The sequence below is a fragment of the Salmonella sp. 741265116_PST genome (assembly GCF_046567715.1).
GTDB lineage: Bacteria > Pseudomonadota > Gammaproteobacteria > Enterobacterales > Enterobacteriaceae > Salmonella > Salmonella enterica.
Window position 1 is genome coordinate 1 of sequence record NZ_JBKFPH010000006.1, and the last position, 13,049, is coordinate 13,049.

Annotated in this window: 11 protein-coding genes, 1 tRNA gene and 1 pseudogene; 6 read left to right on the forward strand and 7 right to left on the reverse strand. The window is 53.0% G+C overall.

What is annotated here, in order from left to right; genetic code table 11:
• A partial coding sequence (locus ACLD11_RS05915; RefSeq protein ID WP_411014668.1) for an integrase domain-containing protein occupies nt 1–653 on the forward strand: 653 nt, incomplete at its 5' end.
• A gap of 191 nt (nt 654–844) precedes the next feature.
• Here ACLD11_RS05915 and ACLD11_RS05920 read toward each other — a convergent pair.
• From ACLD11_RS05920 to ACLD11_RS05930, 3 genes are all read right to left on the reverse strand, one after another.
• Nucleotides 845–2,104 carry a tyrosine-type recombinase/integrase gene (locus tag ACLD11_RS05920; RefSeq protein ID WP_411014669.1) on the reverse strand — a complete coding sequence of 420 codons (1,260 nt, stop codon included), beginning with the start codon at nt 2,102–2,104 and terminating at the stop codon, nt 845–847.
• A gap of 162 nt (nt 2,105–2,266) precedes the next feature.
• Nucleotides 2,267–2,342 (reverse strand) — tRNA-Phe (locus ACLD11_RS05925).
• A 105-nt stretch (nt 2,343–2,447) separates the two neighbouring features.
• Complete coding sequence (locus ACLD11_RS05930) at nt 2,448–3,155, reverse strand: DUF554 domain-containing protein (RefSeq protein ID WP_411012072.1); 708 nt, start codon at nt 3,153–3,155, stop codon at nt 2,448–2,450.
• A 424-nt stretch (nt 3,156–3,579) separates the two neighbouring features.
• Between ACLD11_RS05930 and ACLD11_RS05935 the strand changes: the two are divergent.
• A pseudogene (locus tag ACLD11_RS05935) lies at nt 3,580–5,704 on the forward strand (ornithine decarboxylase).
• 61 nt (nt 5,705–5,765) lie between these two features.
• Here the strand turns inward: ACLD11_RS05935 and ACLD11_RS05940 are convergent.
• From ACLD11_RS05940 to mutY, 4 genes are all read right to left on the reverse strand, one after another.
• Nucleotides 5,766–7,022: a nucleoside permease gene (locus tag ACLD11_RS05940; RefSeq protein WP_001049803.1), complete on the reverse strand. Its 1,257-nt coding sequence runs from the start codon at nt 7,020–7,022 to the stop codon at nt 5,766–5,768.
• 216 nt (nt 7,023–7,238) lie between these two features.
• Nucleotides 7,239–8,324, reverse strand: a complete 1,086-nt coding sequence (gene mltC / locus ACLD11_RS05945) for a membrane-bound lytic murein transglycosylase MltC (RefSeq protein ID WP_183059942.1) — start codon at nt 8,322–8,324, stop codon at nt 7,239–7,241.
• A gap of 112 nt (nt 8,325–8,436) precedes the next feature.
• Complete coding sequence (locus ACLD11_RS05950; protein ID WP_000091706.1) at nt 8,437–8,712, reverse strand: oxidative damage protection protein; 276 nt, start codon at nt 8,710–8,712, stop codon at nt 8,437–8,439.
• Between the two features lie 27 nt (nt 8,713–8,739).
• Nucleotides 8,740–9,792, reverse strand: a complete 1,053-nt coding sequence (gene mutY / locus ACLD11_RS05955) for an A/G-specific adenine glycosylase (RefSeq protein ID WP_411014670.1) — start codon at nt 9,790–9,792, stop codon at nt 8,740–8,742.
• A gap of 154 nt (nt 9,793–9,946) precedes the next feature.
• Here mutY and trmB point away from each other — a divergent pair, with 154 nt between their 5' ends.
• The 4 genes from trmB (at nt 9,947) to ansB (ending at nt 12,996) form a co-directional block, all read left to right on the forward strand.
• Entirely contained in the window at nt 9,947–10,666 is a 720-nt protein-coding gene (trmB, locus tag ACLD11_RS05960) for a tRNA (guanosine(46)-N7)-methyltransferase TrmB (RefSeq protein WP_183059941.1), read from the forward strand.
• The gene (locus ACLD11_RS05965; protein ID WP_001107559.1) at nt 10,666–10,992 is read left to right on the forward strand and encodes a YggL family protein; all 327 of its coding nucleotides are present in this window, start codon (nt 10,666–10,668) and stop codon (nt 10,990–10,992) included. Before trmB ends, ACLD11_RS05965 begins: the two co-directional genes overlap by 1 nt.
• A gap of 49 nt (nt 10,993–11,041) precedes the next feature.
• Complete coding sequence (locus ACLD11_RS05970; protein ID WP_000984835.1) at nt 11,042–11,761, forward strand: DUF2884 domain-containing protein; 720 nt, start codon at nt 11,042–11,044, stop codon at nt 11,759–11,761.
• A 188-nt stretch (nt 11,762–11,949) separates the two neighbouring features.
• Complete coding sequence (gene ansB, locus ACLD11_RS05975) at nt 11,950–12,996, forward strand: L-asparaginase 2 (protein WP_000394189.1); 1,047 nt, start codon at nt 11,950–11,952, stop codon at nt 12,994–12,996.
• The last annotated feature ends 53 nt before the right edge of the window (nt 12,997–13,049 follow it).

Here is a 13,049-nt window from a genome sequence, read left to right on the forward strand (position 1 = left end):
CGCTGCGTGGCGTACTGCAACAGGCCGGACGTAAGCAGGTGGCAGAGCATGAGCGGCTGACCAATAAATCATTAGGGCTAGCTGGCGCATCCCGTAACGGCACCAACCGGGCCATCACGCCGGAGCATTATCAGCAGGTACTGGAAACCGCCCGCGACAAAGACGCAGGGCTGGCGGCGACGCTGGAACTGGCGCGACTGATGGGGCTACGCTCACAGGAAGCGGTACAGTGCTGTCAGTCACTGAAAACGTGGAGGCAGGCGATGGAGCGCGGCGAAACCCGGTTGACCGTGATATTTGGCACCAAAGGCAAGCGTCCCCGAGAGACAGTGATACAGGACGCTGGCGCAGTCAAAAAAGCGCTGGATAATGCCTTATCTGTCGCAGAGCAACGTGACGGCAGGCTGATTGATCGGCCCAGCCTCCAGAAAGCGATGAATTACTGGCGCAAAGAAATTGCGCAGGCCGGGTTGACGGGGATTTATACCCCGCATTCACTTCGCTATGCGTGGGCGCAGGATGCGCTTCGCAACTATCTGGAGCAGGGGTTCAGTCACAGGGAAGCGCTGGCGCTGACCTCAATGGATTTGGGCCACGGCGACGGACGTGGACGGTATGTGGCGCAGGTCTACGGGCGACGGGAAGAGGGATAATTTCCTGCTCTGGTGCAATCATGAAAAGCAAAAGGCCAAAGGTAAAGGAGCGCTAAGGGTAACAGCGCCAGACCGGAAAGGGCCAAAGGGCTGAAAGGGCAGGAGCTGGCGCAGATCAATGGATTTGGGGCTGGTGCAAATAAAAAAGCAGATCCGCGAGATCTGCTTTCCGGCGTGGCGCGTTAACGGGCTCAGGCTACCTGAACCTGCCTGTCATACCGATATGGCGCAACAAACTTCAGTCGACAGGCGTCGAGATAGTCCGACCACCACTGCATCATCTGTGTGCGTTCGTCGAGGTGTTCCGCCTTGTGGATATACGCGGCGCGAACGTTGTTACGCTCCTGATGGCTCATTTGCCGCTCTACGGCGTCCTTCGACCAGCGCCCGGACTCGATCAGCGCGCTACAGGCCATTGTGCGGAAGCCGTGACCGCAGACGTCCACCTTTGTGTCATAACCCATTACCCGCAGCGCCTTGTTGATGGTGTTTTCGCTCATCGGCTTACGCGGATCGTGGTCGCCGGGAAACAGCAGTTCACTATTGCCGGATAGCAGCTTTAGCTGTTTCAGCACCGTCACCGCCTGTTTTGACAGCGGCACCAGATGCGGCGTTTTCATCTTCGCGCCGCGCTCTGAATAGCGCACACCCGGGATCGGCTCACGCTCGGCGGGGATAGTCCACATTGCGCCATCCAGATCGATCTCCGTCCAGCGGGCAAAGCGTAGCTCGCTGGAGCGAATAAAGATCAGCAGGTTAAGCTGCACCGCCAGACGGGTTAACAGCCTGCCGGAATAGCTCTCGAAGCGCTCCAGCAACTCCGGCATTTTCTCCAGCGGCAGGGCAGGGTAGTGATTCTTCGGCGGCGGTGCGATGGCACCGGTAAGATCGTTGGCCGGATTACTGGCGATCAGGCTCTCCTGCACCGCATAGCGCATAATGGCCGTGGTGCGTTGTTGGATCCGCGCGGCGGTCTCCAGATTGCCCTTTCTCTCTGCCACCCGCAGCGGAATCAGCAGATCGGCGGTTTTTAGGTCGGCAACGGGGATCCTGCCAATCAGCGGGAAAACGTGCAGCTCCAACGAGCGCAGGGCTTTGGCGGCGTGTGCCTCAGTCCAGCGGATATTGCCTGCCACCCATTTACGGGCGACCTCCTCAAAGGTATTACCGCTTTTCTTTGCCTGCTTCTCCTGCTGCTTTTTTACCCCCGGATCGTCACCTGCGCTGAGCACGGCGCGAGCCTCTTCACGTAGCTTACGGGCATTCGCCAGCGAAACGACAGGGTAAGCACCAAATGCCAGCTTTTTCTCTTTACCGCCGAAACGGTACTTGAGTTGCCAGAGTTTAGAGCCGTTGGGTTTAATCAACAGGTACAGGCCTTGAGCATCGGTAAGCTTGTAAGGTTTATCGAGAGGTTTTGCGTTGCGGATAGCGGTATCGGAGAGAGGCATGGTGGGGCTCCATAGTTTATCGAACCGACAGACCCCTAATTAAGCCCCCAAAAACTATGGATGTCAAAAGACCCGCTGGCATTCAATGATACCATCGGGTCTCTTTAACTTACTGATTTTTATATGTCCTCGGACTTACTGAGACATCCCAGGACAAAAATATGGTGCCCGGACTCGGAATCGAACCAAGGACACGGGGATTTTCAATCCCCTGCTCTACCGACTGAGCTATCCGGGCAACGGGGCGCATTAAACCGTAATCGCCTCGTTTCGTCAACGAAATTTCTTCAAATCAACGTAGACTGCACAATCTATCACCACTTTGTTGTTATTGCACGCAGAATCAGGCAAAAAACATCGCCCATGCGGCGGAAATCGGCATCGCCAGCAACAGCGCCGGGAGCATATTCACTACCGGAAACATTTTGATTCCACATACACGCAAGCCGGTCGCCACCAGCAGCAGTCCGCCTACAGCGCTAAAGTCGCCCATCATTGCCGGCGTGGTCAGCGGAAGAATGAGAGTGGCGCAGGCGGCAAGCGTTAACTGGATAATCAACATCGGCGCGCAAATCACCGAAACGGCGATGCCAAGCGAACAGGCGAAAATAATGGCAGTGAAAAAATCCAGAAAAGATTTAGCGATCAAAATGTTTGGATCGCCGGTCATCCCTTCATGCATCGCGCCGAAAATACCGGTACCGCTGGCGCAAAAAAGTACAATGATAGCGACGTAACTTTGAATAAATGACTCGTGTGTCGGCTTCTTACCCGATGCCATAAATAATTGTTGGATTTTCGCGACTGCGCCATTAATGCCTTTTTCCAGCAAACAAAACTCGCCGATAAGCGCGCCGACCAGCGTCGCCAGCACCATCACCGGAAGATTAGCGCATTTCATCACCAGCAGAATGCCAATTCCCAGAGAGCACAGACCAAAAATAGACGTCATTGAGACGCGAATCCGTTCTGGCAGACGCTGACTTAACAGCGCGCCAATAACGCCGCCGAATAAAATTGCGCCAGCGTTAATAAAAGGTCCAATTACCACAATGACTCCTGTTATTTGTCTTTCAAATTGCCTTATTATCACGCGATTAAGCTGTTAATAGCTTGATTATCTGTGACGTATAGAGCGCTGATTTTACCTTGCGCCGCCTGGTGAAAGGTGCCATGATTGCGCGAAATTTCTCCTGCCAGCATGGGGCTCGCTGGGATGAACATAGCGCCTTTATATTGTCTTCACTGTCGCCTGGCTGCGCGAGGTTTGCCCCTTTCTTTCCTTTTTTTTGTCGTCCCCGCTATGCGGTGAAGGCAGCGCACGCTCACTGCAGGACAACAGTAAAATCAGAAACAGTCTGTTTTTACTGATGTCTGGCGGTCGGAGCTGGTATCCAGTTTGACCCGGCATCTCGTTGGGCAAGGCATCGGCCTTGTCCGGGGTTACTCTACTCCCGAAACGGGTATTTGCGCTTATGAAATCAATGAATATTGCCGCCAGCGGTGAACTCATCCCCCGTCTCTCCACCCACCGAAACGTAGTGGCGCTGGACAGTACCGACTTTACCGATGTGGCCGCAGTCGTCATTACCACTGCCGACAGCCGTAGCGGTATTCTGGCGTTGCTTAAACGCACCGGTTTTCACTTGCCGGTGTTTATGCTTACGGATGAACCCGTCAGCGCGCCTGTCGGCGTTACGGCGGTAATAGGTGGGAGCGCGCAGGAATGGCTGGAGCTGGAAAACGCTGCCTGTCGCTACGAAGCGGAACTTCTGCCGCCCTTTTATGACACCCTGACCCAGTATGTCGACATGGGGAATAGTACCTTTGCTTGCCCGGGGCACCAGCATGGCGAGTTTTTTAGAAAACATCCCGCAGGCCGCCATTTTTATGACTTTTTTGGTGAAAACCTGTTTCGTGCGGATATGTGTAACGCCGATGTGAAACTTGGCGATCTGCTAATACATGAAGGTTCTGCCAAACACGCGCAGAAATTTGCGGCAAAAGTGTTTAATGCGGATAAAACCTACTTTGTGCTGAATGGAACTTCGGCGGCGAATAAAGTGGTCACCAACGCCCTGCTGACGCGCGGCGATCTGGTGCTGTTTGATCGTAATAATCACAAATCCAACCACCACGGCGCCCTGATTCAGGCCGGGGCGACGCCGGTCTATCTTGAAGCGGCGCGCAACCCGTTTGGTTTTATCGGTGGTATTGATGCGCACTGTTTTGATGAAACGTACCTGCGCGACCAGATTCGTGACGTGATGCCGGAAAGCGCCGAAGCATCGCGTCCGTTCCGCCTGGCGATCATTCAGCTTGGTACCTATGACGGCACTATTTACAACGCCCGTCAGGTGGTGGATAAAATCGGGCATCTTTGCGATTACATTCTGTTTGACTCCGCGTGGGTAGGCTATGAGCAGTTTATCAATATGATGGCGGATACCTCGCCGTTGCGGCTGGAGCTTAATGAAAACGCCCCAGGGATCTTTGTGACCCAATCGGTACATAAGCAACAGGCGGGGTTCTCACAAACCTCGCAGATCCACAAAAAAGATAACCATATTCGCGGCCAGGCGCGTTTTTGCCCGCACAAACGCCTTCATGTTGCACGCCTCGACCAGTCCGTTCTACCCGCTGTTTGCGGCGCTGGATATCAATGCCAAAATCCACGAAGGGGAGAGCGGTCGCCGCCTGTGGGCGGAGTGCGTTGCGCTGGGCATTGACGCGCGTAAAGCCATTCTCGCCCGTTGCAAACTGCTTCAGCCCTTTATTCCACTGGAGGTTGACGGCAAGCCGTGGCAGGCATATCCGACGGAGACCATTGCCAGCAATCGTCGTTTCTTCAGTTTTGAACCTGGGGCGAAATGGCATGGCTTTGAGGGTTATGCGGATGACCAGTATTTTGTCGACCCCTGTAAACTGTTACTGACCACGCCAGGTATTGATGCCGATAGTGGGCAGTACACCGAATTCGGCATCCCGGCGACCATTCTCGCCCACTATCTGCGTGAGAACGGTATTGTGCCTGAGAAGTGCGATCTCAACTCGATTCTATTCTTGCTGACACCCGCCGAGAGCGAAGAGAAACTGGCGCGGCTGGTCGCGATACTGGCGCAATTTGAACGACACATTGAAGACGATACGCCGCTTGCGGATGTATTGCCGACGGTTTTTCAGAAATACCCGGTGCGCTACCGCGATTACACCCTGCGTGAGCTATGTCAGGAGATGCACAACCTGTACGTTAGCTTTGACGTTAAGGATCTGCAAAAAGCGATGTTCCGCAAAGAAAGCCTGCCGCATGTGGCGATGAACCCACAGGACGCCAACAGCGCCTTTATTCGCGGCGATGTAGAGCTGGTGCGTATCAGCGAGGCGGGCGGGCGTATTGCTGCCGAGGGGGCATTGCCATACCCGCCGGGCGTACTGTGCGTGGTGCCGGGGGAGATTTGGGGCGGCGCGGCGCAGCGTTATTTTTTGGCGCTGGAAGAGGGCATCAATCTGTTGCCCGGTTTTTCGCCGGAATTGCAGGGGGTATATAGCGAGACCGATGCCGATGGAATTCAACGCTTGTACGGATATGTTTTAAAGTAACGTTGTCTGCAGGCCGGATAAGGCATTTACGCCTTATCCGGCCTGCGAAACAGGGCAAGAATTAATGTGCAACGGGTTGCGAACCTGCCGGAACGCGAACGTGTTTGTATTTGAACAAGGCTACGAACGCAAAGGCCAGCACCAGCGAGTAGCCTGCGAAGATGAGCCACACGGTCTGCCAGTCGGTAATGCCGTTTTGAGTGTAATACTCCACCACTTTACCGCTCACAATGCCGCCCAGGATACAGCCGAAGCCATTGGTCATCATCAGGAACATCCCCTGCGCGCTGGCGCGGATTTCCGGGCGTACTTCTTTTTCGACAAACACCGAGCCAGAAATGTTGAAGAAGTCGAAGGCGCAGCCGTACACAATCATCGACAGTACCAGCAGAACGGTACCGAACGGCGTCGGGTCGCCATAAGCGAACAGGCCGAAACGCAGCATCCACGCCACAATACTGATAAGCATAACGTTCTTAATACCATAACGGCTCAGGAAGAACGGAATGGTCAGGATGAATAACGTTTCAGAAATCTGCGAAATCGACATCATCACCGAGGCGTGCTGCACGATAAAGCTACTGGCGAATAGCGGATCTTTATCAAAGCTATGCAGGAAGGTGTTGCCAAACATGTTGGTGATCTGCAGTTCCGCGCCCAGCATCATGGAGAAGATGAAGAAAATCGCCATCCGCTTATTTTTAAACAGCGCAAAAGCGTCAAGGCCCAGCATTGATGTCCAGCTCTGGTTTTTCTGTTGGTTCGCCACTGGAATGTGCGGCAGGGTAAAGGTAAACAGTACCAGCAGAACGGAAAGCGTCGCGCCGATATAAAGCTGCATATGGCTCAGCTCGAAACCGGAGAAACTCACGCCCCACATCGCCAGAATAAAGCCAATGGTGCCCCAGATACGGATAGGCGGGAAGTCAGTCACAATATCCATGCCGGCAGACTGCAGGCGGTAATACGATATGGTATTGATCAAGCCCAACGTCGGCATATAGGCCAACGAGTTAAGTAGGATCACAAAGAACATCGCCCCAGGCGTAGTGACTTCCGCGGCCATGAATAGCGTGATGGCGCCGACGACATGACACAGGGCATAGACCCATTTCGCGCTCAGCCATTTGTCAGCCACAATGCCTAACAAGGTCGGCATAAAGACGGCGGCAATCCCCAGTGAACTATAAACTGCGCCAATAGATGCGCCGTCAAATTTTAAGGTGACGAACATATACGAGCCCAGGGTAGTGAGCCAGCTTCCCCACAGACAGAACTGCAGAAAAGAGAGTATTTTAAGCTGCAGCTTAAGATTCATGTTAATTTCCTCACACCTGAGAGCGGATGAATGTTTTAAAAGGCACATTTGCCGTTGTGATTTGGTGTGATTCTATCAATGAGAGGCGGGCTTTTTTTGTTACCTGTGACAAATATTTGCAAACAATTTCTGATTGCAAAGCAAAAGGGTGACGGAGTTAACACTTTTGTCTTTCCCGCCTCTGTCATTTGCCGGCCAGAGACGGGATGCGATGGTTTATCGGCGGCGATACGATCGCTGGGCGGAATTCACCTTATACAGATAGCGGCGCGACTCCGCAGATGGATGCCGGGTGGTTAATATCTGGTACACATCCCCCGGCGACATGCGGTTAATCATATTCGCGGCCTGAATCTTATCGTTCGAGAATACGCGTAATACGCTGCCTGCGCCGCCATTGTAGGCGGTAATGACCGCATAGCGCCGCGACGTCGGATTCTCAATACCGCTCAGATAGACATTATTTAACATCGCCAGATACGCTGTGCCGGTATCGATATTGCTGGCGGGGTCGAACAGGAAGTTACGACCTGGCGTGCCGGACTTACCCTGAGAACGGAAAACATCTTTCCCGGCGCTGTGTTGCACCACCTGCATCAGGCCCAGCGCATCCGCATGGCTGACCGCATACGGGTTAAACGAGGACTCCGTTTGCATAATCGCCAGAATCAGCGACTCGTCAACGCCGTATTTACGGGAGGCCTGGCGTACCATGCCAATGTATTTATGCGCGCGTTTATCAAGGTGGTTCGGCACCAGGTTAATGGTGACGCTGTAAATAATACGCAGGCCGTTACTGCGGCTTTTGAGCCGCGTTTTCAGCAAGTAATCCGCGAATGTCGTGGCGCGGCCTTCCCAGCGAATAGGCTGGCCGGTATTGTCGAGGACCTGACCATACAGGAAGGGTTCTTTAGAAATTTTTATGTCATCGACATCGGAGTAAAGATCGACGGAGGTTGGGTCGTCACCCATGAGCAACGTTTTAATAATGGCCCGGCGCAGATGTGCGGTAGGTTCCGTCCCGGCGATGGTTTCAACGGTAATGGTCCCATCATCAAAGTTGATGTGGCTGCGGGTCTGGAACTGATCGGTATATTTGACGTAGTCTTTCGGCCCGGCGATCAGGACTTCCTTATATCCCCACAGATTTTCAATATTGTTGGCAAATTGCCCCATCAAAATATCAAAGCCGTTGGTATCCTTGACCCAGGCTTCATTATACGTCTCGCCTTTTTTGGTCGAACTGGAGCAGGAGATGAGCAACGGCGCAATAACAGCAAGCGCGAGTAATTTTTTCATCATTCCGGGAGTGCATGTTGTGTTGTCGTTATGCCATGTTGCCGGGCAGCGGCGCTAAGAGCTTATCCGGCATAACTCACAGGCCGAATAAGCGCAGCCTCATTCAGCAACGGGCCTATTTTTTATCTTCCGGCGTATAACCTTCGATATGAACGTCTTTGCCTTCGAACAGGAAGCTCACCATCTCCTGTTCCAGCAGTTTACGGTGCTCGGCGTTCATCATGTTGAGCTTTTTCTCGTTAATCAACATGGTCTGCTTATGCTGCCACTGCGCCCACGCGTCCTTAGAGATCTCGTTATAGATACGTTTTCCCAGTTCGCCAGGGTAGAGCTGAAAATCTTGCCCTTCAGCGTCGCGTTGCAGGTAAGTACAAAAAATCGTTCTGCTCATAAGTCATCCTCTTCATCGACCGGGGTGTTAAACTGGCGCTCCGGTACGTAACTGCTGTAACAAGCGCTCCACGGGGGCCGCCAGTCCGACTGACGGCGGTTGCGCTAAGTTATACCAGAGCGCGCTGCCTTCATCCATGCAGGCGTCCAGTGACGACACGGGAAGCCACATAGGCACAATATCCAGGTGGAAATGGCTAAATGTGTGGCGAAACGCGTTAAGCTGGGTCAAATTATCAGCGTTAACATGCCGTTGCGCCAGCCATTCACGTAATTCATCTTCGCTGGCGAACTGCGGGAAGCAGTAGAGTCCGCCCCATAAACCGCTGGGAGGGCGCTGCGCCAGGAAAATCTCCTGATTATGCTGTAACAATAAAAAGTAACCCGTCCGCTCCGGCAACGTCTGTTTCGGTTTCTTACCCGGATAGCATGACCAGCTTTCATGCGCAGCGGCGATACAACCGTTTTGCAGCGGACACAGGGTGCACTTTGGCTTTGAACGCGTACAAACCATCGCGCCCAGATCCATCATCGCCTGATTAAAACGCTCCACGCCGTGTGCGGGCGTCACTTGCTCGCTCAGCGTCCACAGCGTATTCTCCACCTCTTTTTTTCCAGGCCAGCCGCTAACAGCATAACAGCGAGCCAGCACACGTTTAACGTTTCCATCAAGAATCGGATAATGTTTACCTAACGCGAGGGAGAGAATTGCGCCGGCGGTTGAACGCCCGACGCCGGGTAGCGCGGCGATTTCGGCAAAAGTTTGCGGGAATTCTCCACCGTGAAGCGTCGCCACCTGTTGCGCCGCTTTATGCAAATTACGTGCGCGGGCGTAATAGCCGAGCCCGGTCCATAAATGGAGTACTTCATCCAGCGGCGCATTCGCTAAATCCGTCACCGTGGGAAAGCGCGTCATAAATCGCTCAAAGTAAGGAATCACCGTCGTCACCTGCGTTTGTTGCAACATGACTTCCGAGAGCCATACTTTGTAAGGCGTCTTGTTAATTTGCCAGGGCAGCGTTTTCCGCCCGTATTTGTCGTACCAGTCCAGAACCTGGGCTGAAAATTGAGACGCTTGCATGGAAACTCATTCATTATTGCCGGGGGCAAGATTGCAGCACAGAGGCCGCAGGGTGTAAACCGGAACTTTCCGCAGTGCGCTTCATGCTTGCATCCGGCAACTAACTTTGGATAATGCCCGTTTTCAGAACTCAAACACAGCAGACTACACTTTTATGAAAAACGACGTCATTTCACCGGAATTTGATGAAAACGGTCGCCCGCTGCGCCGTATTCGTAGTTTTGTTCGTCGCCAGGGGCGACTGACAAAGGGGCAAGAGCACGCGCTGGAAAACTACTGGCCGGTGATGGGCGTCGAGTTCAGCGAAGCGCCGGTAGATTTCGCCACGTTGTTTGGTCGCGAAGCGCCGGTGACGCTGGAGATTGGTTTTGGCATGGGGGCGTCTCTCGTGGCGATGGCGAAAGCGCGCCCGGAGCAGAATTTCCTCGGCATTGAAGTGCATTCACCCGGTGTCGGCGCGTGTCTGGCGTCCGCTCATGAAGAGGGCGTTAAAAACCTGCGCGTCATGTGCCACGACGCGGTAGAAGTGTTGCATAAAATGATTCCTGACAATTCTTTATCGATGGTTCAGCTCTTTTTCCCTGACCCGTGGCATAAAGCGCGTCATAATAAACGCCGTATCGTTCAGGTGCCGTTTGCTGAACTGGTATTGAGCAAGCTGAAATTGGGCGGCGTTTTCCATATGGCGACCGACTGGGAAGCGTATGCGGAACACATGCTTGAAGTCATGTCTTCTATCGACGGGTACAAAAATCTGTCAGAGAGCAATGATTATGTACCGCGCCCGGAATCGCGCCCGGTAACGAAATTTGAACAACGTGGCCATCGTCTTGGTCATGGCGTATGGGACTTAATGTTCGAGAGGGTGAAATAATGGCAAAGAACCGTAGTCGTCGTCTGCGTAAAAAAATGCACATTGACGAATTCCAGGAATTAGGATTTTCGGTGGCATGGCGTTTTCCGGAAGGTACATCTGAAGAGCAGATCGATAAGACTGTCGATGACTTTATTAATGACGTTATTGAGCCTAATAAACTGGCGTTTGACGGCAGCGGCTACCTGGCCTGGGAAGGGCTGATTTGTATGCAGGAAATCGGTAAATGTACCGAAGAACATCAGGCGATTGTGCGTAAGTGGCTGGAAGCGCGCAACCTTGAAGAAGTCCGAACCAGCGAACTTTTCGACGTTTGGTGGGACTAATAAGTACAGGGTCGGCAAATGCCGGCCCGCTTTGTCTTGAGGGAAAGTTATGATGCGCAAAACGCTGCTGGCGGCAGTGCTAACGTTGACGGCGATGGCCGCTCATGCAGATTACAAATGCAGTGTCACGCCGCGTGACGATGTGATCCTGAGTCCACAAACGGTGCAGGTGAAAGGTGAAAACGGCAACCTGGTGATCACGCCGGACGGCAATGTGATGTACAACGGTAAGCAGTACACCCTTAGCGCCGCGCAGCGCGAGCAGGCGAAAGATTACCAGGCGGAGCTGCGAAGCGCGCTGCCGTGGATTGATGAGGGCGCCCGATCGCGCGTCGAAAAAGGCCGCGTGGCGCTGGATAAAATCATCGCTAAAGAGGTAGGCGAAAGCAGCAACATGCGTAGCCGTCTGACGAAGCTTGATGCGCAATTAAAAGCGCAAATGAACCGCATTATCGAACATCGTACGGACGGCCTGACGTTCCACTATAAGGCTATCGACCAGGTGCGTGCCGACGGTCAGCAGTTGGTGAATCAGGCGATGGGCGGTATTTTGCAGGACAGCATTAACGAAATGGGCGCCAAAGCGGTGCTTAAAGGCGGCGGCAATCCTTTACAGGGTGTGATGGGCAGCCTCGGTGGTTTGCAAACCGCTATCCAGAACGAATGGAAAAACCAGGAGAAAGATTTCCAGCAGTTTGGCAAAGATGTCTGTAGCCGCGTAGTGACCTTAGAAGATAGCCGCAAAGCGCTGGTTGGCAGCCTGAAGTAATCTTTCCTTTTTAAACAATGGCGTAGATCGTATCTGCGCCTTTTTATTCTGTTTTTTCCTGTATTTTGTTATCCATCTCTAAAAAATACTCTCTGTCGGATGTATATCTTTGGTTAATCGTATGGCGTCACATTATTCGTCTGCAATATAGGGATAATGCGACCAGTTGACATAACTGGAGATATAACATGGAGTTTTTCAGGAAAACGGCATTAGCTGCTCTGGTAATGGGTTTCAGCGGCGCAGCGTTCGCTTTACCGAATATCACCATCTTAGCGACCGGCGGAACGATCGCTGGCGGCGGTGATTCAGCAACAAAATCAAATTATACGGCAGGTAAAGTCGGCGTCGAAAATCTGGTGGATGCCGTTCCTCAATTGAAGGACATTGCGGTAGTGAAAGGCGAGCAGGTCGTTAACATTGGCTCGCAGGATATGAACGATGAAGTCTGGCTCACGCTGGCGAAAAAAATCAATACCGAGTGCGACAGCACCGACGGTTTCGTGATCACCCACGGTACTGATACGATGGAAGAGACCGCTTATTTCCTCGATCTGACTGTGAAATGCAATAAACCGGTGGTACTGGTCGGCGCGATGCGTCCTTCCACGTCAATGAGCGCAGATGGCCCGTTCAACCTCTATAATGCGGTAGTAACAGCGGCTGATAAACAGTCTGCCAATCGCGGCGTGCTGGTGGTAATGAATGATACCGTCATGGACGGACGCGACGTCACTAAGACCAATACGACTGACGTGGCGACGTTTAAAGCGGTTAACTACGGCCCGCTGGGTTATATCCACAACGGTAAAATTGACTACCAGCGTACGCCAGAGCGTAAACATACCACCTCCACCCCGTTCGACGTGTCGAAGCTGACCGCATTGCCGAAAGTCGGTATCGTTTATAACTATGCGAATGCGTCCGATCTGCCGGCAAAAGCGCTGGTAGACGCGGGTTATGACGGGATCGTGAGCGCAGGCGTGGGTAACGGCAACCTGTATAAAACGGTCTTTGATACCCTGGCGACCGCCGCGCACAACGGTACGGTAGTGGTGCGTTCTTCACGTGTGCCGACTGGCGCAACCACGCAGGATGCGGAAGTTGACGATGCAAAATACGGCTTTGTCGCCTCCGGCACGCTGAACCCGCAAAAAGCGCGTGTCTTACTGCAACTGGCGTTAACCCAGACTAAAGATCCAAAACAGATCCAGACGATGTTTAATCAGTATTAAAGATAATGCCCCGGTCGGAAGGCCGGGGCTATCTTTGGAAGACCTCTCGCACA